This window comes from Mesotoga sp. Brook.08.105.5.1 (assembly GCF_002752635.1).
Taxonomy (GTDB): domain Bacteria; phylum Thermotogota; class Thermotogae; order Petrotogales; family Kosmotogaceae; genus Mesotoga.
Window position 1 is genome coordinate 47356 of sequence record NZ_AYTW01000001.1, and the last position, 22499, is coordinate 69854.

At 45.6% G+C, this 22499-nt stretch carries 25 protein-coding genes and 2 pseudogenes; 25 read left to right on the top strand and 2 right to left on the bottom strand.

The window, feature by feature from the left end:
• Positions 1–476: 476 nt before the first annotated feature.
• The 16 genes and pseudogenes from V512_RS00175 (at position 477) to V512_RS00250 (ending at position 15635) form a co-directional block, all read left to right on the top strand.
• Positions 477–851, top strand: coding sequence for a hypothetical protein (locus V512_RS00175; protein ID WP_099828450.1), 375 nt, complete (start codon positions 477–479; stop codon positions 849–851).
• Positions 852–1080: 229 nt separating this feature from the next.
• Positions 1081–1673: pseudogene (locus V512_RS00180) on the top strand (histidine phosphatase family protein).
• Between the two features lie 104 nt (positions 1674–1777).
• Positions 1778–2200: a flavodoxin domain-containing protein gene (locus V512_RS00185; protein ID WP_099828451.1), complete on the top strand. Its 423-nt coding sequence runs from the start codon at positions 1778–1780 to the stop codon at positions 2198–2200.
• A gap of 358 nt (positions 2201–2558) precedes the next feature.
• A complete protein-coding gene (locus V512_RS00190; RefSeq protein ID WP_099828452.1) occupies positions 2559–3377 on the top strand; it encodes an SUMF1/EgtB/PvdO family nonheme iron enzyme in 819 nt (272 codons plus the stop codon).
• Between the two features lie 279 nt (positions 3378–3656).
• Positions 3657–4394, top strand: coding sequence for a fructose-bisphosphate aldolase (locus V512_RS00195; protein WP_099828453.1), 738 nt, complete (start codon positions 3657–3659; stop codon positions 4392–4394).
• Between the two features lie 20 nt (positions 4395–4414).
• Positions 4415–6019: a metallophosphoesterase gene (locus tag V512_RS00200; RefSeq protein ID WP_099828454.1), complete on the top strand. Its 1605-nt coding sequence runs from the start codon at positions 4415–4417 to the stop codon at positions 6017–6019.
• Positions 6020–6034: 15 nt separating this feature from the next.
• Positions 6035–6532, top strand: a complete 498-nt coding sequence (locus V512_RS00205; protein ID WP_099828455.1) for a molybdopterin-dependent oxidoreductase — start codon at positions 6035–6037, stop codon at positions 6530–6532.
• Between the two features lie 55 nt (positions 6533–6587).
• Positions 6588–7598 carry an alcohol dehydrogenase catalytic domain-containing protein gene (locus tag V512_RS00210; RefSeq protein WP_099828456.1) on the top strand — a complete coding sequence of 337 codons (1011 nt, stop codon included), beginning with the start codon at positions 6588–6590 and terminating at the stop codon, positions 7596–7598.
• Positions 7599–7609: 11 nt separating this feature from the next.
• Complete coding sequence (locus tag V512_RS00215) at positions 7610–8863, top strand: sugar ABC transporter substrate-binding protein (protein ID WP_099828457.1); 1254 nt, start codon at positions 7610–7612, stop codon at positions 8861–8863.
• Positions 8864–9101: 238 nt separating this feature from the next.
• Entirely contained in the window at positions 9102–9920 is an 819-nt protein-coding gene (locus V512_RS00220; protein ID WP_099828458.1) for a sugar ABC transporter permease, read from the top strand.
• Positions 9910–10737 carry a carbohydrate ABC transporter permease gene (locus V512_RS00225; protein WP_099828459.1) on the top strand — a complete coding sequence of 276 codons (828 nt, stop codon included), beginning with the start codon at positions 9910–9912 and terminating at the stop codon, positions 10735–10737. The genes V512_RS00220 and V512_RS00225 overlap by 11 nt, the downstream gene beginning before the upstream one ends.
• A complete protein-coding gene (locus V512_RS00230; RefSeq protein ID WP_099828460.1) occupies positions 10734–11567 on the top strand; it encodes a carbohydrate kinase family protein in 834 nt (277 codons plus the stop codon). The genes V512_RS00225 and V512_RS00230 overlap by 4 nt, the downstream gene beginning before the upstream one ends.
• Positions 11564–12511, top strand: a complete 948-nt coding sequence (locus V512_RS00235) for a sugar-binding transcriptional regulator (protein WP_099828461.1) — start codon at positions 11564–11566, stop codon at positions 12509–12511. Before V512_RS00230 ends, V512_RS00235 begins: the two co-directional genes overlap by 4 nt.
• Before the next feature lies 1 nt (position 12512).
• Positions 12513–13484 (top strand): diacylglycerol kinase family protein, encoded by a 972-nt coding sequence (locus V512_RS00240; RefSeq protein WP_099828462.1) that lies wholly within the window; start codon positions 12513–12515, stop codon positions 13482–13484.
• Positions 13481–14461 carry an ADP-ribosylglycohydrolase family protein gene (locus V512_RS00245; protein WP_099828463.1) on the top strand — a complete coding sequence of 327 codons (981 nt, stop codon included), beginning with the start codon at positions 13481–13483 and terminating at the stop codon, positions 14459–14461. The genes V512_RS00240 and V512_RS00245 overlap by 4 nt, the downstream gene beginning before the upstream one ends.
• A complete protein-coding gene (locus V512_RS00250) occupies positions 14454–15635 on the top strand; it encodes an MFS transporter (RefSeq protein ID WP_099828464.1) in 1182 nt (393 codons plus the stop codon). The genes V512_RS00245 and V512_RS00250 overlap by 8 nt, the downstream gene beginning before the upstream one ends.
• 49 nt (positions 15636–15684) lie before the next feature.
• On the opposite strand, the gene V512_RS00255 is transcribed toward V512_RS00250, so the two are convergent.
• Complete coding sequence (locus tag V512_RS00255; protein WP_099828465.1) at positions 15685–16080, bottom strand: hypothetical protein; 396 nt, start codon at positions 16078–16080, stop codon at positions 15685–15687.
• A gap of 298 nt (positions 16081–16378) precedes the next feature.
• On the opposite strand from V512_RS00255, the gene V512_RS14815 reads away from it, so the two are divergent.
• The 8 genes and pseudogenes from V512_RS14815 to V512_RS00285 all read left to right on the top strand — a co-directional run bounded on the left by V512_RS14815 (position 16379) and on the right by V512_RS00285 (position 21592).
• The gene (locus tag V512_RS14815; RefSeq protein ID WP_243392164.1) at positions 16379–16624 is read left to right on the top strand and encodes a hypothetical protein; all 246 of its coding nucleotides are present in this window, start codon (positions 16379–16381) and stop codon (positions 16622–16624) included.
• Between the two features lie 18 nt (positions 16625–16642).
• Positions 16643–17428 (top strand): annotated as a pseudogene (locus V512_RS00260) (YCF48-related protein); the annotation flags it as partial.
• A gap of 393 nt (positions 17429–17821) precedes the next feature.
• Positions 17822–18145 (top strand): PadR family transcriptional regulator, encoded by a 324-nt coding sequence (locus V512_RS00265; RefSeq protein ID WP_099828466.1) that lies wholly within the window; start codon positions 17822–17824, stop codon positions 18143–18145.
• A 67-nt stretch (positions 18146–18212) separates the two neighbouring features.
• Positions 18213–19079, top strand: coding sequence for a hypothetical protein (locus tag V512_RS00270; RefSeq protein WP_243392165.1), 867 nt, complete (start codon positions 18213–18215; stop codon positions 19077–19079).
• 337 nt (positions 19080–19416) lie between these two features.
• On the top strand, positions 19417–20259 hold the full coding sequence (locus tag V512_RS00275; protein ID WP_279300405.1) for an ABC transporter permease: 843 nt from the start codon (positions 19417–19419) through the stop codon (positions 20257–20259).
• Positions 20228–20458, top strand: coding sequence for an ABC transporter permease subunit (locus V512_RS15255; RefSeq protein WP_279300406.1), 231 nt, complete (start codon positions 20228–20230; stop codon positions 20456–20458). The genes V512_RS00275 and V512_RS15255 overlap by 32 nt, the downstream gene beginning before the upstream one ends.
• Positions 20459–20566: 108 nt before the next feature.
• Positions 20567–21070 (top strand): hypothetical protein, encoded by a 504-nt coding sequence (locus V512_RS00280; RefSeq protein WP_099828467.1) that lies wholly within the window; start codon positions 20567–20569, stop codon positions 21068–21070.
• A 21-nt stretch (positions 21071–21091) separates the two neighbouring features.
• A complete protein-coding gene (locus V512_RS00285) occupies positions 21092–21592 on the top strand; it encodes a hypothetical protein (RefSeq protein WP_099828468.1) in 501 nt (166 codons plus the stop codon).
• Positions 21593–21717: 125 nt separating this feature from the next.
• Here V512_RS00285 and V512_RS00290 read toward each other — a convergent pair whose 3' ends face one another.
• Positions 21718–22152: a hypothetical protein gene (locus tag V512_RS00290; RefSeq protein WP_099828469.1), complete on the bottom strand. Its 435-nt coding sequence runs from the start codon at positions 22150–22152 to the stop codon at positions 21718–21720.
• 216 nt (positions 22153–22368) lie between these two features.
• Here V512_RS00290 and V512_RS14820 point away from each other — a divergent pair, with 216 nt between their 5' ends.
• Positions 22369–22497, top strand: a complete 129-nt coding sequence (locus V512_RS14820) for an NAD(P)-binding protein (protein WP_243392166.1) — start codon at positions 22369–22371, stop codon at positions 22495–22497.
• The last annotated feature ends 2 nt before the right edge of the window (positions 22498–22499 follow it).

The following is a 22499-nucleotide window of genomic DNA, read 5'->3' on the forward strand; positions in this document are numbered from 1 at the left end:
TGCTTCCTTATTGATGTTTGAATGAATCTATAATTATCCAAAAAAGTCGGTAAGTCTCTTGAAGAAGTCAGGATGAATGAAGACTGTACGAGAAACCCGGCCTCTACTTCAAGATTATTAGAACACAAACCCTCATGAACTTCCAAGTAAAAATGAATCAGCAAGAACAGAAGGAATAAGCTTCATTTCTGCGCAGTATTTCCGTAAACTCTGTCGCCATACTCAACGCTGGGCTTGATTCTAGAGATGATCTCTTCCAAGTTCTATTCTTCTGAATTGACCTGGCCTGCAATCGTTCTCTTATCGGTACGGCTTGGCTTATGTTATCCTGGAGCTCTTACTATTCAGAAACTGTCGAAAGACGCTCTTCAAAAGCATCCAATCCCTGTATAATTGGAATAAATTCTCGCTTCTGAAGAGATTTTGTAACCGACTTGCCAAAAGGCATGATGCTCTTGACGCGGAGTGGATAGAGAATGACTAAACGCTTTCTAATTGTACTCTTGATAATCTCGATAGTTTTTCTTGCATCTGGATGCCTCTTTTTTGGACTACCAAACCTAAATGGCAGCTGGGATGTCATCATGTTTTACTCAGGTGGGGCTTCTGAAACCGCAACTTTTAATATTGAGCAACACATCGTATACAACTACAGGGGAAGTTTCTGTCTTGATTCAGCTTGTAGAGAACTTTTCGGAATGATCTCAAACGAGCGCGAAGTACACATAAACACCTGGACTTCTGAAAGAGGAATAGATTTCGCAGGATCGGTAACCAAGAACACGATGTCGGGAACGTTCACGATCTTCGATCCATTTGTTGAAGGGACCTGGGAAGCAATTAAGCGTTAGTATAGAGTTTTCAGTGAATCCTTTGAATATGTTTTTCTGAGACCGACTGATAGTTGCAGAATTCACTCGTATGAAGACAGTTGGAACATGCTTCTCATCGACGCTGGCCAAAACATGTCAGTCACGCCATTGCGCTTCAGATCTTCATGCTTTGAAAATACCCAGACGGAATCTGTTATCATTTTCCTGACAGAGCTTTATGGAGGGCAAAATGACAACGATATTCCTAATGCGGCATGGACAGAGTCAGGCAAATGTAGAGGGGATATTTGCAAATGGCGATAATGGTTTTCCCCTAACCGATGAGGGAAGGATACAGGGAAAATGGCCGCGCGCTATTTGAAGCTTAGGAACATTCGCAAGATCTACACCTCACCGATTCTGAGAGCAAGGGAGACCTCACGCATAGTCTCATCTGATCTTGAAATCGAACCTCAACTACTTGATGAGATCCGTGAATTTCACGTTGGCGAACTTGAGGGCCAGCTCATTGAAGGGGAAGCAGAAAGAGCGTTTCTTGAACTTGTAAGAAGTTGGATTGATGGCAAGATAGATAAGAGAATCCCCAACGGATAGAGTCACAGAGAAGTTATCGATCGATTTTGGAAGGCTATGAATACAGTTGTTAGTGAATGTCCCGAAGGAGAAGTCCTTGCGGTAAGTCACGGAGGCTTTCTGTCAATGACCCTTCCCTTCGTTTGCAACGGAATCGACCCGAAGAGATTCTTCTCGAGATCAGGCATTTCGATAAACAACTGCGCTATAACCACCGTGAAAGCCTACAGAAGAAACGACTCTTTTTCGCTCGAGCTTGTGGACTGAGCGAATACTTCGCATATGAAACTGGATCTTGAAAAGGAACCAGTAGAGAGTATATGGAACTCAGAAGATTGATGGAAAGATGATTTAGGAAGGAGGCAACAGTCGTGAAGATTGGAATAATCGCCTATTCGAAGACCGGAAATACACTGTACGTTGCCGAAAAACTGAGAGATAAGTTGATCTCCGCGGGAAAAGAAGCATCTGTGGTAAGGCTGAGATCGGAGACTCCCGATCTCGAAAGATATGAGGGACTGGTCTTCTGCTCTCCGGTGAATGGTGGAGCACCCGCCGATGCTATGAAGAGCTATCTTGCCAAAATGGAGCCCATCGAAGGAAAGAAGGTTGCCCTTATGGCCACGGGTCTCTTTCCAGCCGCTTTGGGAAGGAGACAGACGCTTGCATACATGAAGAAAATCTGTAAAAAGAAAGGGGCAGAGATCTGCGGAGAGGCAAGCGTGGGATGGTGGAGCTTTGGACGAGAGAGAAAGATAGAGAGGTTGGTAGATGATATCGCTTCTTGTTTCTAGTGGCGGATGATTACAGTCCGTGTGCGCAAATCAGAATTACAACTGCCGGCCAAATTCACCTTCATATCATTCACTAATGAGTTCAACCAGATTTCTACAGGCCGCTTTTTGAAGATATTCCTTGTTGCAGAGGCAGAAGGCATTGGTTTTGAGAAATGATAATCTCCCGCTAAACCGGGACAAAGCCTGCCGAAAACGCATCAATTTCCACGTACGATACCCGACAGTGCTAACAGCTCGGGCCTTTCGGAAAGCTCTTCGCATCTTCTCGACTGACATACTTGTTGCGAAAGCGAAATCATCGCTGATCTCGACAGTGATTTGTTTTTATAGACTATCATCAAAGGAGGACTTTTCAATGCGCAAATTGCTTTCACTGACTGCAATAGTTCTTCTAGTTTCTTCACTCTTTGCTTCAACACCGGAAGAGATTCTTGTCAAAAGTGGAACTTTTCTTATGGGAACCACCTGGAGAGAGGAAGGCGTGGATAATGAAGCGGTTCGAAGGATCCATCTGAATTACGATTACTACATCGGAAAGTACGAAGTTACCTTCGACGAGTACGGTTTTTTCAGTGCGGAGACTGGAAGGAGCCTTCCAGACGATGCGGGTTGGGGAAGAGGGTCTAGACCTGTAATCAACGTGAGCTGGTGGGACGCAATTGATTACTGCAACTGGCTTAGCCTTAAGGAAGGGTTGCCCCTTGCCTACGACTTTGAAGGCAATCTGCTTGACGCATTGGGCAACAAAACCACAGACCCCTCAGAAGTTGAAGGTTACCGGCTTCCGACAGACGCAGAGTGGGAATTTGCAGCGAGGGGCGGTAACTTGAGCAAGGGCTATACAAGATCAGGTGGAAACTCGGTTGACTCAATAGCCTGGTATAAGTCGAACTCCGAAAACATGACCCATCCTGTGGGAACTAAAGCACCGAACGAACTGGGAATATACGATATGTCTGGAAACGTCTGGGAATGGGTAAGCGACTATCACATCAACTACTCTTCGTTAGAAGAAACGAATCCCTATGTTGATGTTTTCTCAGCTTACAGAGTTAAGAGAGGTGGCAGCTGGATAGACTGTCCCGTTGGTGTAAGTATCGATGTGAGATCGAAAGGTTTGCCAGGTCACACCATTACAAATCTCGGCTTCAGAATCTGTAGATCAGCAAAGTAAAGGCTTCTGCAATAATCTTAATTCCATCATAGAACCGTGTCTGGAATCATCTGGTGTCAAAGCTAACCCAGAACTTAATCATCTCCTGCAGTAGAAAGCAACGGAAATTAACAGTAGAACAACTTTATTGGCCCAATCGCCGAAACCGATTTTCACTCCTATTCCTAATTGCTCACCCAAAAATCAAACTGCCAAATCATTTGCTTCAGTTTTGTTTTTCGGAAAGAATGTACTATAATCTAGGCACATATGTTCTGAACAAATGATAGGAGAGATGTTATGACGGGGAAATTGATTAGAATGAACCGGATACTTAAAGAAGACGGAAAGACGGTAATCGTAGCGATGGACCACGGACAGTTTCAGGGTCCGATAAACGGCATCAGGAATGTCAGGGAGACTCTGAGTAACATAATTATCGGCCGGCCCGATGCAATAATCCTTAATCCGGGCGTTATCGAAAAGAACGGAGATTTGCTTGGAGGAAAAGTTTCGATTCTATGCAGAATAACCGGTGCATCTACTAACTACTCCACTATGTTTGATTATCACAGAATTACTACTTCCGTTGAACATGCGCTATCAATAGGAGCAGACGGAGTCGTTGTTATGGGATTCATAGGAGGCGATGGCGAAAATGCGTCACTGGAGATTATTGGCAGGGTGGCTGAGCAATGCAGCAGACTAGGAATGCCACTGATTGCTGAAATGCTTCCGCAAGCCATGGATCACTTCACTGACCCCGAATATATTGCTCTCGGAGCCAGGGTCGCATATGAACTTGGCGCCGATCTGATAAAGGTGTATTACACTGGCTTAGAATCTTTTTCAAAGGTTCTGGAATCGGTCCCTGTGCCGGTTGTGATTGCCGGCGGGCCGAAGGGAAAGGATGCCTTTGAAATGGCGAGAGAGGCTCTTGAACTTGGCGCGATGGGAGTTGCTTATGGAAGAAATGTATTCCAGGCCGACGACCAGACCGAATACGTAAGAAAGCTGCTGAAAACGGTCCACGGCTAGTCCGAAATGAGGTGGCGTTTATGAAAAAAACACTCTTGTTGGTTTTCGTATTGCTTGTTGTTAGCTTGGTGATCGGAATTGAAGGGTATGTCTTTGTTGACCTTAATTCAAACGGAATACTCGACGCAGAGGATCAGGTTGTTCAGGGTTGTCTTATTTCAAATGGAATTGAGATAGTACCTTCAGACAGTGGCGGGTTCTACAACATCTCTGATTCAAATGGCTTCGTATTCCTGATCAAACCAGATGGTTATGTATGCAACGAGTGGTATGCTAGAGGAGTCGAGAATCACGACTTCTTGCTGACGCCGATTGTGGAGAACGGCGTCTTCGCGGTTGTCAACGACATTCACTATGCCGATGATCCTGATCTCTTCTATGAGTCCCTGGGCGACAGAGAGATGATCGACAACCCAGATGAATACATGACTAAACTAGTTTCGATTCTTGAGACAATTAGTCCCGATTTCATTGTCTGCAACGGCGACATGGGAGCAAGCATCAAGGACATCGACGACGAGACTGCAACCAGATGGGCTACTAAGGTGAGAGACTATCTCACAGTCGGAGACATCCCAGTTTACTACTCAGTCGGAAATCATGAGACAAACAAAAAGAAGGAAGATCCGTACGACATTTTTCACAACGCATACGGACCTAAGTATTACTCTTTCAACAGCTGCGGAACGCACTACATTGTACTCAATACCCACAATGTTGTAGATGGCAGTTTCATCTACGAGATCGACTCCGTGCAGCTCGAATGGCTAAGAAGAGATATAGAATCTGTCGCTCTCAATACCAGAATAATTGTTTTCTCTCATGAACCGATATTCAATCTGGCAAAGACCGACAATTATTATGAGATGATGCAGATCTTTGCAGACGAGTGCTCATATCACATCAGCGGCCATAGACATACTATGATAGAGTACTTCGATGCCCCGTTTGTTGAGCTAACCTGCGGCGCCATATCGGGAGCGTGGTGGGAAGGCCCTTCCCCAACGGGTGACGAATATGGATTCACGCTTTTCGAAATGAAGAGAAATGATCTCAACTATTGTTTCGTTACTCTTACAGAAGATTATTCCGGGTGGTTCGACATGAGCAGAGAGACTCCCTATTCCGGAGTGGAGTATGTCCGATTCTGCACGTTTCCTTCAGTATCGGACGATATTGAAGTACTTCTCAATGATCATGTCTTCGAATGCGATGTCTTGAAGAGAGAGATGAGGTATTGGTGCGAGTACTATTTCAACCTTAATCTTTCTTCATGTGGCGATGGCCTAAATGAAATAGTTGTACGCGTCGGAGATAAAGAATTCAGAAAGAAGCTCTTCGTCAGAAGCGCTCCGGTAGATATCAAATCTATGAAAACCAATCCAGAATACTTTGAGGGAGCTCTTGTGCTCGTCTCGAATTGTTCCAATACCGGTCAGTGGGGTACAACCTACACGTTTAACGATGGCAGCGATACTTTCATGGTTCAAATAACCAATCTGGACATTCCATTTGCCATTTCCAAAGATGAGAAGTACTCTCTCTACGGAATCTTTAGAAACAACGAGAGAGTGGTCGATCCTCTGAAACTGTTAGTGGCCGAGGGAATTGCTCAGGAAGAATAAGGAGGGGAAATAAGTATGAAGAAAACCTTAGTGGTTGTTCTTGCGGCAATGCTTCTGTTTTCTGCTGCAATAATCGCGAATCCCGTACTAAAGATCAGTGGTGTGATCGCGTTGAGAAATGAGGAAGGCGTCTGGCAACTCACACTTGACGAGTTCAAAGAACTGCCCCAAACCGAGTTCTTTGTCACCGATCCCTGGATGGGTGACAAAACATATGTGGGAGTGACTCTCGCCGATCTGCTGAAGTTCGTAGGGGTTCCTTCGGGCGCGAAAAAAGTCGTGATGGTCTGCTCCGATGAGAAAGAATTCGCAGTAACTTATGAAGATGCGTTGAAGTATCCGATAATGCTGACTCACTCAACCAGATCGGGCGAAAGCTTGAGGGCTCTTCCAGCAAGCCAGGGCGGCCCTATAAAGCTCGCGTATCCGATCAACGACTTCCCTGAAATCACCGACAAGTATCCATCAGATAACTGGGCATGGTACGTTGTCGAAGTCAGGGTTGAGATGTGATTTTCGTAATGGGGGAGGCCAACTCCCCCATTATCTGTTAGAAGAGGTGGCTGATTTGAAAGCAGCAATTTACAAGGGCATTGGGAAGATCGAAATCGAAGATATTGATACTCCCACAATTCAGGTAAACGAAGGCCTTGTCAAGATAGGGATGGTCGGTGTTTGCGGCACAGATATCAAGACATTCAACAAAGGTCACCACATGTTCAAACCGCCTTGCATTCTAGGGCATGAATTCACGGGAAGGATTGTTGAAAAAGGCGCATCGGTAGATCGCGATTTCGGTGATTCTAGATATGTTATTGCCCCCTACATAGAGTGCGGTAAATGTGAGATGTGTCAAAAGGGAGTTCCCGAGCTCTGCTCAAAGAAATTCTGGGTCGAAGGGGCCTTTACCGAGTATGTGAAAGTGCCGTCGGAGATCCTGGAAAGGGCGACTCTGAAAATACCCGATGATGTTCCTGAAAGTACCGCGACCCTTACAGAACCGCTTGCCTGTGCGATTCATGGCATTGATAAGGCAAGAATAAAACCTGAAGACAGGGTCCTGGTTGTTGGAAGTGGGCCAATGGGGCTGCTTCTTGGAAACGCTCTGAAGAACATGAGATGCGAGACATACATTTCCGATGTTGATAATAACAGGCTGTCCATGGCAGCAAACTGCGGTCTCAAAACTATAGACTTCAGTGATTCGAGTTTCGAAAGCTTCAAGAAGAGTCAATCTCGTTTCGATTCAATTATCCTTGCAAATGATAAAAAGGAACTTGTCAATCAGCTTCTACCTTTTGTTTGTCCGGGCGGAACATTTGAACTGTTTGGTGGAATGTCGAGAGACACGATCCTGGAAATAGATCCTTACTTTATTCACTATAAAGAGGTAGATCTCGTCGGCACTTTTGGTTTCTCCGAGAAGGATTTCAAGAAGGCTTTCGGCTTCATCACTGGCGATCCAGATTCTTTCTCGAGATTGATTTCCAGAGTTTGGGATCTGGAGAATATTGACGAAGCCTTTAAAGATGCTATTGACAAGACCAAAATCAAGATTGTCGTTAAGGTCTCCCACTAGGAGGGATTTAAGTGAAGAAGGTATTTCTCTTTTCGTTACTTCTCATAGTCAGCACGGTTGTATTCGCTGTTACCCTCGATTTCTACTGTCTTGCCTGGCAACCTGCAGCGGTCGACAAAATATACGATCTGGTCGATATCTGGAACATGGAGAATCCGGACATTCAGGTCAATATCATCTGGGGTACATGGGAGTCTTCAGATCAGTACCTGTTGACGAGTTTTCAGGGCGGAAATGCACCGGACGTCTTTCATACTGATGCAGAGAAGTTCCGAGAGTATGGGATGATGGGATACGCTGCACCGCTCAACACTTACGTCACAGACGACATGATTGCAGACATCCCTGCCCACATATTCGAAGATTGCTACGATTTCACCGGCAATCTATATGGTATTCCGTGGTGTCAGGAAACGCAGGTGATCTTCTACAACAAAGACATATTCGAAGAAAGCGGAATCAGATTACCTCTCGACAGAATGATTTCGTGGGAACAGCTCCTCGATATTGCTCAAAGCGTTACAAAGAAAGATGAAAGCGGGAATGTAATAACCTGGGGAATCCTTGCTCCGCTAATGGAGAGGTTTCACTGGACGTTGATCGCTCAGAATGACGGAACGATACTTACTAAGGACAGCAATCATAAATGGAAGGTCGAGATCAATGAGGGGGCAAAAGAAGCTATTGAATTCTACCTTTCGCTAATAACGGAGCACAGGGTGATGCCGAGAGATGTTATAAGCATAGACTACACCTCTCTAATGCAGGGATTCATAAACGGAAAGTACGCAATGGTTACCTTCGGCTGCTGGAACAGACGGTTCTTGCTTCAGAACAAGAACTTCAACTGGGGTATGCTTCTTGTCAAGAACGGTGACAACAAGATCAATGCGTCCGACCCCCAGGCTTTCGGTATCTCAAAGCTGTCCAAGCACAAGGATGAGGCCTTTGCCTTTATAGAATTCATGACAAATACTGAAAACTCAGCCGAGATAAGCTACAGCGACTATCTCTTCCCTGTCAGAGAGTCATCTCTCGAGGATCCGAGATTCAGCTCTCCGGAAAACGAATGGAACATCGCAAAAGCCTGGCTCCAATACTCGGACAACGTGAAGCCGGGGATGCCCGGATTCTACTCCTTCGAATGGAAGCTGTTTGTTCCGAATCTCGAAAAAGTCATCCTCGGAAGCGAGAGCCTCGATGCCGCCCTTAAGGATACTGTTACTGAAGGAAACAAGATGCTGAAGAAACTCGGGCTTCAATAATCAGTTATAGCTTGAGGAGAGTGAAAGGACTCTGCAGAGGTTGTGTGTACTGTTTGATCTAAGCTCTTTTGAGAGACTCCTTTCATTATTTCCTTATTAAGAGCTTGTATTCGCCAGTACTAAGGTGATACTGGCAGTCTGTGAAAAACATGCTACCGATTAACTCGGTAACTGTCGGGAGTGATGATAAATCAGAAAGAGCGAAACGGCCAAGGCGCTGCCGTATATTCTACCGGTATTGATCGTAGTAGCGCTCATAAGTGTATACCCATTTGTTAACGGGATATACAACAGTTTCTTTTCCGATGCTGTCTTCGGAGGCGGAAAGTACTTTTCAGGCCTTGAGAATTTTAGAGACCTGATGTCTGACAGCCTCTTCTGGACCGGACTGAAGAACAACTTTATATGGTCGGCCGCATGTGTGGGATTTGAGCTTGCAATAGGTATGCTGATAGCGCTGTTGCTCAATCTTCCGTACATAAGGCTCAGAGGGCTATACAGAGCACTCATCCTTCTTCCCTGGGCAACAACTCCCGTTGTCGCGGCACTGATCTGGAGATACATCTTTGGGGTAATGGGACCGCTGAATTCCTTTCTGAATGCTGTGGGATTTGCAAATCCTCCCAACTGGTTGGTAACCCCCGGCTATTCTCTGTTCGCCTGTATAGTCGCAAACATCTGGATAGGCCTCCCATTCGTTATTGTGACTCTTCTGGCGGGACTGCAGTCCCTTCCGTCTGATGTATACGAGGCCGCTGAAATAGATGGTGCCGGTGTATTGAAGAGGTTCTTTCATCTCACTCTGCCTCTAATGAAGAGCTTGATTCTGATCCTTGTTACCTTGAACACTATCTGGACTTTCAACATGTTCGATATCGTCTACTCAATGACAAACGGTGGACCTGGAAACTCTTCAATGTTGCTGTCGCTGTACTCCTATCAGAACGCTTTCGCCTACTTTCAGCAGGGTTATGCTTCTGCAATCGGCGTAATCTGTCTGCTTATTCTCCTTCTACCAGTAACCTTTTACATTAGGGAGGTAAGAAATGAGGCCTAAGAGAAGCGTAGTAATTACAATGAACATCGTTGCCTTTGTAGTAGTTCTCCTAATCCTCTCTCCTCTCTTGATGCTAGTACTAAACTCTTTCAGAGAGACTATGGATATTTATCAGAATCCCCTAAAGCTTCCCGAGAAGTTATATACTGGAAATTACTCAAAGATCTTCCAGGACACCAGTTTTCGCAGGAACTTTGCGAACAGCATGACAGTTACCCTCGTCACCGTTCTGCTTTGCATAGTCATAACAACGCTGGCAGGTTACGCCATGTCTAGATTCAAGTTCAAGGGCAAGAATCCCTTGATACTTTGGTTGCTAGCTTCCCAGGCTTTTCCGGGAATTCTTATGATTATTGGCCTCTTTTCTCTTTTGAACCGATATTCTCTTCAGAACAATCCCATAGGTTTGATTATTCTGTACACTACCTTTACTATCCCTTTCTGCAGCTGGCTTCTTAAGGGGTACTTCGATGAGATTCCTCAGGCACTTGAAGAAGCTGCAATGATAGACGGCTGTACTCGCTTTCAGGCAATGAGGAAGATAATCGTACCGATGGCCGTTCCGGGGATTGTTGCTGTCGGAACGTTTGCCTTTCTTCTCTCGTGGAATGAGTTCTTTTTCGCACTTGTAATCATGAGAGAGAATGCGAATTACACCCTTCCAGTATTTCTCTCAAGGTTTGTTGGAACTGGAGGCGCCGTTGAGTGGGGTGCGCTTTCGGCCGGAGCTCTCATCACTGCTCTTCCTCCTATCCTTCTATTTCTTCTCTCGCAGAAGTATTTGATCGGAGGCTTAACGAGAGGTGCTGTCAAATGAGAGCTGCGGTTATTGGTGCGGCCTCAATCGACAGATACTTGATTCTCGATTCATATCCTGAAAGAGATTCCATGGTATTTGCAAAAGGCACACACAATTTCATCGGGGGATCGGGAGCAAATATCGCGCTGAATCTCTCGAAATATGTTGAGACGGACTTCTACTTTGGTACAGGAAATGATTTAACTTCGGAGTGGATTCTCAAGAGGCTTTCTTCTTCGGAACTGAACCTAAGCTACAAAATCGAGGATGGACTTGGTGCTGAGACGATAGTGATGTTGGATTCTCACGGAGAGAGAAGAATCATATCGCTTGGAGGCCACGCTCTCTTTAGCGGCGTAATCGATGAAAAGAGATACGATGCGATTTGCGTAGCCGACTGTTTCAAGGAAGTAGCTGTCGATGCTTTCCGAAAGGCCTCTGAATCTCTGAAGGTCTATGTGCCTGGTGGTTGTGGTCTGTATTTCGGCGTAGATGCCGTTATTGAGGTATCCTGTCTGTCGGATTTCACTATGCTCTCGGAGGGTGAAGCGCAGACCATTCAAGACAGGATAAATGAGATAACCTCAAACGTAATCATAACCAGAGGATCATCCGAGACGATCTGGATAGACGGAAACAAGAGCCGTCGTTCATTTGAAGTCGAGAACACTGGAGGAAAGCTCGCGGACACTACAGGTGCCGGCGACGCTTTTGCCGCAGGATTTATAGAGAAGTTCATGAAGTGCGGGGATCCGGTCCAAAGCATCTACCATGCTCACAGGAAGGCTGCGGAAGTGATCTCGGTGATTGGGCCAAACCTCGTGGAAGGGAGGAAAGACCTACGATGAAAGGACTGATGGCCGATAGAGACACAATGATAAAGGTATGCAAACTCTATTATCTTGAAGACCTGACACAGAGTGAAATAGCAAAATTGGTCGGAATATCCAGGCCTCAAGTGAGCAGGTTACTCACAAAAGCCAAGAACGAGGGGATCGTGAGGATCGAGATCGATTCGGGAAGCCTGGGAAATTCTGAAGAGATCTCAATGGAGATGAAAGAGAGATTCGGCCTGAAGAACGTTATCGTTGCGGATGAAGGAACGGAGGTAGGAACAATAACCTCAATCGCTATATCTGCAGCTAAATTTCTTCCCGATTACGTGAAGAATGGACAGCTTGTGGGGATCTCCTGGGGTCGAACTCTGTACGAAACAGTTGAAAGAGTCGTGTTCAACGGGGAGCTTCCAAACACAACATTCATACCCTTAATCGGCGGCGTCGGCCAGTTGCGCCATGAGTATCAAATGAATTCAATAGTTGAGAAGATCGCAAATTCCTTTCACAGTAATCGTTACTACCTTTTCGCTCCGGCCTTCATAGAGAACTCGAAGACTCTGAATATGATGCTCGAAGACGGCTCAATAAGATTCATGTCGGAGATGTGGAAGAGGCTGGATCTGGCAATTGTAGGGATAGGTGAACCCATATCTTTATCCAACGCCTTCAAGAACATCTACGATAAGGAGTTCCTTGCTAATCTTATGAAACACGCAGCGGTTGGCGACATAGCAGCGAGGTTCTTTGATGCCAGCGGAATACCTTGTGTTTCCGGAAACGAAAACATTCTGGGGATTTCTCTTGAGCAGCTTAAGGAAGTTCCCGAGGTAATTGGAATTGCCGGTGGAAAGGAAAAGGCTCTGGCGATTCACGCGGCAATTAAGGCCGGATACATCAATTCAATCGTCACGGATCGGAGTACCGCTCTCCAGATACTCCGGATGGAGAGGTAATATGAGAATCGGATTAGTTTACAATCCAAACTCCGGTAAGAGAGAGAATGATCGCAGTCTCATGAAGGCACTCGCCTCAAAGCTTCAGGGAATGTATCTTTTCTGCACCAGATCTACTCATTTCCACCTGAAAGAGTATTTCGATCTGGAAGTAATAGGATCGGAGCCAATATTCAGCGACTACAGGGACACCGTAAACGCCGGCAAAGTCCTTTCAGAGACAGATCTAGTGATCTCAATCGGGGGAGACGGAACTGCATCCGATATCATTGCGGGTATGCGCAAGATCGGAAGGCTTGTGCCTGTTGTAGGCGTAGCTCTAGGAACGTCAAATTGCGGACCCTTCATCGTTCTGAGATCGGTCAGCGATATACATGAATTTGACTTCCTGAATATTGAGCCCATATGGGTAACGGGACTGGATGTCTTTGAAGAAAGGTACGTGGGTTCGGCATTCAACGATATCGTCATTTCCCAGACACTAATTTCGACAGTTGAGGGAGAGACCTGCACTATCGATGCTTCGGATTTCTTCTACAGAAACAAGAGAACGCGTAGAGAACCTACATCAATTGCTTCAGCCGCAAGCAGATTGGAGATCAATGGCGAAGAGATCACGCCGAGGTTTCAACCCTCTCAGATAATCATCTCTCCATTCTCTGAAGACATGAAGTCTCTATATGCATACAGGGCAGTTAATGGGCTCCTTTGCTGGCTGCCGTATTCACTATGCAACTCGGCAATGATTGTCTCTTCGAGGCCGATAATAACTATGGTGGAACCGGGCGAGACCGTTTCCGCGGACCTCAAGCAGTTTATCCTTGCCAGCACTGATACAGTGCGGCTATCAGGCTTCAATGCCTTCTGCGTAATAGATGGCAATCCAAGAGTGGATCTTTCAGTGAGTGTCGGGATTGAAGTGGTAACAAATGAAAGAGCAGGACTCTGTGTACGAAGAAGTGATGGAAAGTGAGCAGGATTCTCCGGGCACTTGAAGCATTCGCAGTTGGCGATGCGATGGGAATGGTAACGGAATTCATGACCCGACGACAAATCTATACCAGGTTCAGTTTTGTAAGTGATCTGCTGGAACCAAACCAATCGCTCATCCACAGAAACCTAGTAAGAGGTCAGATAACGGACGATACGGAGCAGGTCATTTATTTAACCAGACTTTATCATGAGAAAGGGAACTTCTCACAGGAGACAGTCAAAGAAGCTCTTTGCAGGTGGGAGGACGAGTGCGACCCTGTTGCGAAAGGCTACATAGGACCGAACACTAAGAGAGCTATCGAAGCCTTCAAAAATAGGCAGGACTTCGAAAGCCTTGGTACAACCAGCGGAGCACCAATGAGAGTGCTAGCTCCAGTGTTATGTAATCTAGACAGAAGCGAGAAACATCTTGTCGAAGCAATAAGAAACTGTACTGTCCCTACTCACAACACGAATCTTGCTCTTGAAGCTTCTCTGGCAGTCGGATTTGCCTATTACTACGCTGCGAGAGGATTGAATGCCAACGGGATCGTCGAGGCCGCAATAAGAGGCTCTAAAGTATGCGAAAAACTCACCTGTGCAGAATTTGTAGGACCTTCGGCCGGCGAAAGACTTGCTGCCATCAAAGGTCTCATCGGTGGGCAACATCCTGACGATTTCTTGGACAGGCTTTACTATGTATTCGGAACAACTATGGAGGCCGTGGATGTTGCCGTGGCAGCGATCGCCATAGGCCTTTTCTGCAGAGATGATGTCTGGTTGGCAATAAGAATGGGCGCTTCGATAGGTGGTGATACCGATACTATAGCCGCAATAGCTGGAGCACTGTCTTCTCTTCAGGGCGATGCAAACAACATCCCTCACTTCATAACCCAGAGAGTCCTGAAGGCAAATGAAGATCTTGATCTTGAGAAGCATGCGAGATACATCGAAAAGATGAGTGACATAGATGATTAAACTCCTCTCCGGAAGCGCCTCCGTTGGAATTATCTACGGAATCTTCAATTTCGTTCTCATACCCTATCTCAACGGCAAGTTTCACTCGACTGCTCTGGCTGGGAACCTGGTTTCAGCAGGCATGATTATAACGATCTTCACAGGGATGCTTATCGGCTATCTTGGTGACCGAAGCAAAAAGTATCTTGCCTTCATTAAAGGACTCTTCATCATTACGATTATCAGTATGTTCATACTCAGCACTAACAACGAGATCCTGTTGGGTATTGCGGCTGTAGTTTTCACCATGTCGATTTTCAGTTTGCTTACACCATACTCTGCCCTTGTCAGCAACGTAAGTAAACCGGGCAGAAAGGACAGAAACTATGGATTCATGATGGGTATTATGAACATCGCCACCTTTCTCTCCTCTCTCTTTATAGGAGTCACCCTTTCAAGAAGCGGTGAGACAGCCTTTGTGGTTTTCTCAATAGCCGCTGCAGTTCTCGTTGTTCCGCTTTTCTTCTATAGAGCCGAGTCCCACATAGTTGATTCTGCTGTGGGCATCAAAGAAGAAGATTTGAGGTTCAGAGTTGACAGGAAGATAGTATTTGTGATGATCTCACAGTTTGGCCTGTGGTTTTCAATGGGCGGGATACTTCCCTACCTGACATCTTTCATAAGCAGTGATATTGGTGTTTCTCTTGGCACTGCATCATCGATAATGGGAATATCAACTCTTGTGAGTGGCGTGACTTCTCTCATGACTGGCACTCTGAGCAAAACGCTCGGGCAGAAAAGGCTGCACATTACGGCGCTTTCTATCCTGGCCGGCGTTTTCTTGTCAGTTAGTATCTTCTACTCTGGATTCCTAGATCTTGACCCATTTCTGATGCTTATCGTGTTGATTCTCTTTAGCTTTGCTTTAGGAATCGTTCTCGCCCTCAACGTGACGATCGTTTCAGATACAGTCTCCCTTGCAAATCAGGGGAAAATCTTCGGTCTCAATAACATAGTAATGGTGCTCTCTCAATCGCTTGCCTTAAGTCTCATAGGTTCTTTGATAACGCTGAGTGGCTACAATCTGGCATTTGCTTTCGTAGCAGGAGGTTTTGCTGCTGCAATATTATTCTTCGTAATGAGCACGCTTAATTATCAAAGGCCCCTCACCGAGCATAAGGCAGGCAGGACCTAGAAGCAAACCCAGTGATAAAGCTAAACTAATTATCCGAGAGGAGTATTCTCTACATGCTGCTTCGCTTCAGCTTCAGCTCTTCGTGAAGACGTTCGCATCTTTCGTACCAAAGCACTTCATAATCATCGTGATTGATAATTCTTTCGACAAGGTCGTACGGAGTGAAAACTCCTTCCTCTACACACCACTTCACACATTCCTTGTATTCCTCAAGGTCCAGCTTCTCGTCTGTTATCTCGATGAAGATCGAGTCATAACCTTCGATAATCGCCGCTATGGCTCGTGTATGCCCATCGGCCATAACGAACTTACCGTCTAAATCGATAACCGGAACCGGAACACTCTTGAGAGTCTCCTTTTTCCGAATCGCTCTCAGCTTTTCCTTTGATATATATAGCTGGCTTGGCTGGAGATCCTCAATTCGGACTTTGAATCTTTCTGACATCCACTTAGCTCCTCCAAGAACCTTGACTACAGATTTTCAAATGCTCATCAAATAAAGAAGCGTCTGAATGAACGATTCACTTCTCGTAGACTAACCTACCATACATTATGAAAAACGCAAGGGCTATCATTATCACTGTTGAAGAGATTCCCTACTTAGTCTTGCCAAACATTATGAACAGGCCGGCCTTGATTTAGTCCCAGAGACTGCAAAGGGCTAAGGCCAGAAAAGTGCCGATGATTATCTTCAGAAAATTGGACGAAGTTCTCATAAACCTAGTATAAAGGAGGAAACGATGATGAAGAGAAGTCTGATTTGGACTACAAGTCTTCTTTTAGTCGTGTTTGCCATCACCAGCTGCATACCCTTTCCGAAAGCGAAAAGCTACCGCGCATGGGTAGTGGGACACACAGACACAAACGGAATTGCAATGTTTTACTTCTCGGACGATTCCGGTGAAACCTGGATGCGTCAGGGAATAGATATTCTGCCTGAAGGAAAGGATTTGGAAGATGTCTATGCCGTTGACCTCAATCGAGTCTGAACTGCAGGTTCCAATGCACTACTATTAAGAACAGACAACGGTGGCTCCGACTGGGAGATAATTGAAGTATCGGAAACTGCCACCGATTCATTTTTCGCTTCAATCTCCGTTTATGGAGATAGAATTTGGGTCAGCGGCGACAGCGGACTTGTCATCTTCTCTGAGGACAATGGCGATAGCTGGACGGTTTGCGACCTTCCCGAAAACGCCGCAGATTACTTGATTCAGGGAATCCATGCAATAAACCAGAATGTGATTTATGCGGTTGGAAACAAATCAACACCCAGAGCCGGAATAGTTCTGAAAAGTGAAAATGGTGGCCAAAACTGGGAGGAGATTGATCTCCCCAACAACTACAACGATAATGGGTGGATTGGCGTGAAGGCTACGGATGAAAATCATATAGTCATCCACGGTGGCCAAGGTCACTATGCCGTGACTGCCAATGGTGGGAAACAATGGGTTACAGGAGGCCCGCTCTTTCCAAAAGACCTGAACTCTCTGTTAATGATGGACTGTTCAACTTACTGGGCAGCCTGCGATTTTGATACGATAATCCTTACTGAGAACAGTGGTATAAGCTGGGAAGAACAGCCGTCGGCAGGAACAAGCAACTCCTTTTTGTTAGGGATAGATGCGCTCGACAGAAACAACGCGTTAGTCGTCGGTTCTTCGGCGGGATACCCGCGATTCGGCAAGATCTTGCGCACAACAGACGGAGGAAAGAACTGGGAAGTAGTTCTTAGTGCAGAGGAATGTCCAGTTTCCCTCAGTCATGTTTCGATTGCTGAGAAGAGTATGTGAAACCGGAGTCGGAAAGAGCGGAATAAGACGCAAGGCGCCGGAAAGCATCGGCGGACGCAAGGCTGGGAAGAACATCCCAGGTCGCAATGCTGCCTTCGGCAGGAGGCGAGGCCGACTTCTTCGGGAAGTGAGGCTCGCTGACGCGAGGAAATGATGCCGCTTTCAGCGGGAGGCTTAAGAACCTTGGATCCCGGATCAGGTCCGAAATCGCGTGCTCAGTAGCATCAGATAATTGTAAATGAGGAGTCAGTAGGCTTTTTTGATGCCAGTCTCTTATCTTCTCGAAAGGCAAGCCTAAATTCACAGAAGGTTAACTAACACTATACCATTACGTTATAGTGATACCGTATATTACACGGTATACTAATATCAACATAGTACAGAGGTGATGTTATGGATATAGGGAAACTGGCAACGGAAATGAACAGAGGCTTTATACAACTATTGATAATGGTAATGCTGGATGTACCTATGTACGGGTACGATATCGTTAAGACGCTGGGCGAGAAGGGTTTCTCAATCGATGAGAACACTTTGTACCCGCTTCTGAGAAGACTTGAAGAGAGGGAGATCCTTTTAAGCGAGTGGAGAGTCGAGGAGAACAAACCGAGGAAGTATTATTTCGTATCCGACACCGGACGTAGAGTCAGAGAAGAACTCCTTCGGATCTGGCGTGAACAGGAGCAGCTATTGAAGAGCTTTATTGGGGAGGTATGAAAATGGGAAAAATGAAAAAGTATCTTGACGATGTGAGAACGTTTTTACCGGGAACCGATCCAAAAAAGTGGATGAGATTCTTCGAGAGATTGAAAGCCACGTTCTAGAAAGGGCAGAGCGAGAACACGGCGAAATCAACGACACCACGGTCGCTATGTCCATAAAGGAATACGGTTCACCCGAAGAGGTTGCGGCGAGGTATTATGAGGGCGGCCCGATCATCGCTCCTCATCTGAAGAACTATCTCTTCATGTACACGGGAATCCTATTCGCGATTCACCTCGGACTGCATCTTATCGCTTTTGTTTTTGGCGAGAATGGCGCGATCTTTGATTTAAGGGGAACCGATCTACTGAGCCTTCTCTCACAACTTCCAGTGACTTTCGTATTTGACTTCGGACTCGTCAGCTTGATTCTTTATTTCGTGACGCAGGCAAAGGGTACTGCAAAGCTCCCCCATTTCACATATTTCATCAGAGAAGAAAAGGCGCCTTCCATTGGCAAGAGGATTGGATCTCTTATAGGAACCTCTGCTGGCGCCGTGATAACCTTCCTGGCCTTCACATACGGACCGTTCTATCTTGGAAACGGTGAGTTGACAGAGATCGCGATTGTTGCACTTGACTCATTCAAGTTCGGTCTCTTCCTGGCTTTTGGATTGTTGATAATAGATTCAGTATCAAATCTGATCAACATTTTCAATTACTCGAGGTTCAGCAAAATCGTTTCAAATACTCTTGGCCTTGTCTTTCTCTTTCTTGCAGTCTCGCCCGATTACAAACCAGATATCGCATCTTATCTGAGTCTTAACCCTTCAAGTGTCGATCACCCCATGCTTGTCGCAATACTATTCTTAATGGCTATAGTATTAATCGTGGATCTGGTGTTCGAAACCATAAAGTTCTGGGCTAGCAGAATTGTAAGAACTAATTGAGACTGTCCGATGCAAATCCTGAGGGGCGTTGCCCCTCTTTTTCTTGCAGATAAGACCTTCATCACAATAGTAAAGTTGAGAATTTCAGATCAATTTGTTGTTCTTTTGGAGGCTGTTTGTTTCAATAACTAGCTTACTCCGTTGATTAGTCAAGGGGGTAGAGTAAATCAACAATCTCTATCGCATTTTCACTGGCCAATCTCTCACCCGGAATCTACTTGGTTATACAATTCATTAGGCAGTCTTCATAAGGTCTTGAAGAACTCCCTTTGTTGGAGTCTGACTTTGGAATTCTGCTTCCGGGTGAGTCATTTTCCTTAGCTGCAGGAGGTACAATTTGGCCGCTTACATTATTAGAAGACTTCTGTTCTTGCCAGTTGTTGCCTTCGTTGTTACGCTGGTTGTGTTCGCAGTCATTTGGTCAATGGGGCCGGACGTATTGCTTAGAGCATATATGACGGGAAACGCTTCGAAGTCCCCGAATGCTGAACAGAGGATAATCGAGAAGTACGGGCTCGACAAACCGGCAGTTGTCATGTACTTCAAGTGGCTTGGGAACACTATTAAGGGTGACATGGGATACTCATTGACTGCCAGCTCATCGGTTTCTGAAGCCATTATCTCAAGACTTCCGGCAAGCCTCGAACTGCTCGTGCTTGCACTTATCCCAATAATCTTAGTAGGTTCAAGGCTTGGTATTAGAGCTGCGATGCATCCAGATGGGGTTTCAGATTCTGTCTTTGGATTTTTTTCAATAGTAGGCTGGGCGACTCCAGATTATGTAATGGCTTTGCTAATCCTGGTTGGCAGCTTCACCATATTCGGCTGGCTTCCTATAGGCAGTCTGACTACTGGATTGATTAAAGATTGGAACTCCTACACGAACTCCCTAATAATCGATTCAATACTTAATCTGCGCTTCGATATCCTTTTGTCTCAAATAATCAATCTTGTACAACCTGTACTGACTCTCTTCATTGTGCACTCGGCTTATGTTTTTCAGATAAGCAGGGCAACTCCTCTCGATGTCAAGAAAAGAGATTATGTTAGGGCAGCAAGATCAAGAGGTGTGAGCGAAAGAACGATAATGTTAAGGCATGTTAGAAAGAATGCTCTGATTCCTGTCGCAACTGTTGGAGGCGAGCTCTTTGCATCCTTTTCGCAGGACTTCCTTTGTTGAAACCATCTTTGCGAGACCGGGTATAGGAAGGCTGCTAACTGACGCAGCAATAAGCGTTGAAGTGCTGACACTCTCAGGCTGTGTACTTCTGATAGCCGCCATGATGATTATCGTGAATATCGTTGTAGATATTATCTATTCCTTAATCGACCCACGAATTCTTCTCTGGGATAATGGGAAGGGATCTAGAGCAGATTAACGTTTTCTGGCCGCTCACAGAATTTGACTAGCGATTGAGCAGACAGTCTGGAAAGTAGATCGCTTTTGGATGTTGCAGACGTACAATGAACGTTAGGGGGTGAAACCCATGAAGAAGTCCGTTCTAGTACTTTTCATTCTGCTTGTTGCTTCGCTCTCACTCGGCAGCCTTTCTCTGGGACTGATCAATGCAGCTGCAAAGACCGAGTCTCTTTCGAACACTCCACTTTCCGGCTTCGTTGGAATAGACGTGCTGGGCATAGATCTGCGGTACGATCTTGGACCTTTATCGTTCGGAGTGGCAACTCCATTTCTAATGTTTACTCTCTCTGAAGACACCGGCGTTAAGACCTCTTTTGTGATCCCTGGAGTTGCCTGGTTAGGATATGCAGGGCTGAAGCTTGATATGGGAGTCTTCTATTTCAGGGGAGACATCGGTCACACATTCGCTTTTGGAGAGCAGTTGCAGCTGGGCTTTTCTCCTCTCAGACTGGGAGTTGGAATGAATATCATTCCCAATTACTACATAGAGTTCAACACAGCTGTAATTCTCCAGAGATTCAGCGAGACTGTGGGGAAGATCTACGACTTCAAGATCGGTTACAGATTCTGATAGAAAAAAGAGGTGGTAAAGATGAAGAAATTGCTTGCAACGGCCATTGTGGCAACAGTGCTGGCAATGTCTTGTCTTTCGAGGAATCCCACGATTGAGGTGTACAGAAATCGTTTCAACTCAGTTACCTACTACGATATCGAGAAATTCAGCGAGAATTTGAAAACAGAGAGTATCAATATTTCGCGTAATGAGAAGCGTATGCTGGAAGACGGAGACATTCTTGTTTATCTCACAGACCAGAATAGACTCAGAAAGATGCTTATACTAGAGCTCGACAGGGACAATCGAGGTTTCATGTTCTTTGACTTTGTTACGTATGACGAGAAGGGGCAAATATTAGTCGAGAAGAAGTATGTGAAGCTTCAGGCTTCGTATATTTTCGACTTCGACAAAGGAATCATCCCTGAAAAGACCGAAGGTGTCGAACTATGGTGGCACAATCTGGATGACGTCGAGATGTATCTCGTTCCATGGAATCCAGCGAAGCTCGGAAAATACCCGACTGCAGGGCTGAATTGACAAGCAGCGAACTCGTTCCAAGAAGCGGAGTTTTCACTGAAGGGATTTCAGAACAACCTTGAATCAAAGATTGCTCTCTGTTAACTAACCGGAACTTGAACGACTCTAGAAGCGAAATCCATTCTCTAGAACTCAAGCTGAACGAGAAATGTGGGAACTATCTTCAGGCTAGTATCGACAAAAAACTCCCCAGGCAGATTAACGGGAAATCCCAGTTCTGCACCGATAAAAAGCCTTCCAAAATCAGTGGCGAACCCATAGTTCGCACCTGCTCGTGCGAGAAGGAGGCCTTCCATTTCACCGAGGTGAAAAAGGATCTCAGTTCCACCGTGAACTCTCCAGGAGGCGATATCTTTGTAAAGATACAGACCCGGAACCAATACAATTGAATCTGTATCAAAGATTACTCCCGCCTTGGCCTGAAATCCAAGAAGCCACGTATCAAAATTTATTGCGGCAAAGGGCTCGAAATGACCGTGTATCTTGACGCCGACACCGAAACCAATTCCAATGGCGGATGCAGAAATAACAAGTACCAAAGCAATACAGACAAACCTCATGAAAGCATACACCTCCTCGAATAGTCCAATTCTATCTCAAGTCGAGTCAATAATCCCTAGAAAGTGCTCAATAGTATAGTACAAAACTCGCTTAGCGAACAGACACCTTCAAGAGTGATAGAATTAACTCGTAATTACCACTTCTCTCATCTGTTCTCTGTTACATTCGGCAGGAGTACTTTCCAATCGTCCAATTAAGAGTTTAAGGAGGCTAAGATGGCAAAGATTGTTATCATCGGAGGTGGAATCGGCGGACTGGCCGCGGGGTGTTTTGCCAGAATGAACGGATTCGACCCGATAATACTTGAGAAGTCAAGCAAATTGGGCGGTCTATGCACCTCATAGGA

Excerpts from the sequence above, each read along its gene's own strand:
- V512_RS00175 (WP_099828450.1), top strand. The coding sequence starts at position 477 with ATGACTAAACGCTTTCTAATTGTACTCTTGATAATCTCGATAGTTTTT.
- V512_RS00190 (WP_099828452.1), top strand. The coding sequence starts at position 2,559 with ATGCGCAAATTGCTTTCACTGACTGCAATAGTTCTTCTAGTTTCTTCA.
- V512_RS00195 (WP_099828453.1), top strand. The coding sequence starts at position 3,657 with ATGACGGGGAAATTGATTAGAATGAACCGGATACTTAAAGAAGACGGA.
- V512_RS00200 (WP_099828454.1), top strand. The coding sequence starts at position 4,415 with ATGAAAAAAACACTCTTGTTGGTTTTCGTATTGCTTGTTGTTAGCTTG.
- V512_RS00205 (WP_099828455.1), top strand. The coding sequence starts at position 6,035 with ATGAAGAAAACCTTAGTGGTTGTTCTTGCGGCAATGCTTCTGTTTTCT.
- V512_RS00225 (WP_099828459.1), top strand. The coding sequence starts at position 9,910 with ATGAGGCCTAAGAGAAGCGTAGTAATTACAATGAACATCGTTGCCTTT.
- V512_RS00230 (WP_099828460.1), top strand. The coding sequence starts at position 10,734 with ATGAGAGCTGCGGTTATTGGTGCGGCCTCAATCGACAGATACTTGATT.
- V512_RS00235 (WP_099828461.1), top strand. The coding sequence starts at position 11,564 with ATGAAAGGACTGATGGCCGATAGAGACACAATGATAAAGGTATGCAAA.
- V512_RS00240 (WP_099828462.1), top strand. The coding sequence starts at position 12,513 with ATGAGAATCGGATTAGTTTACAATCCAAACTCCGGTAAGAGAGAGAAT.
- V512_RS00250 (WP_099828464.1), top strand. The coding sequence starts at position 14,454 with ATGATTAAACTCCTCTCCGGAAGCGCCTCCGTTGGAATTATCTACGGA.
- V512_RS00255 (WP_099828465.1), bottom strand. The coding sequence starts at position 16,080 with ATGTCAGAAAGATTCAAAGTCCGAATTGAGGATCTCCAGCCAAGCCAG.
- V512_RS14815 (WP_243392164.1), top strand. The coding sequence starts at position 16,379 with ATGAAGAGAAGTCTGATTTGGACTACAAGTCTTCTTTTAGTCGTGTTT.
- V512_RS00265 (WP_099828466.1), top strand. The coding sequence starts at position 17,822 with ATGGATATAGGGAAACTGGCAACGGAAATGAACAGAGGCTTTATACAA.
- V512_RS00280 (WP_099828467.1), top strand. The coding sequence starts at position 20,567 with ATGAAGAAGTCCGTTCTAGTACTTTTCATTCTGCTTGTTGCTTCGCTC.
- V512_RS00285 (WP_099828468.1), top strand. The coding sequence starts at position 21,092 with ATGAAGAAATTGCTTGCAACGGCCATTGTGGCAACAGTGCTGGCAATG.
- V512_RS00290 (WP_099828469.1), bottom strand. The coding sequence starts at position 22,152 with ATGAGGTTTGTCTGTATTGCTTTGGTACTTGTTATTTCTGCATCCGCC.
- V512_RS14820 (WP_243392166.1), top strand. The coding sequence starts at position 22,369 with ATGGCAAAGATTGTTATCATCGGAGGTGGAATCGGCGGACTGGCCGCG.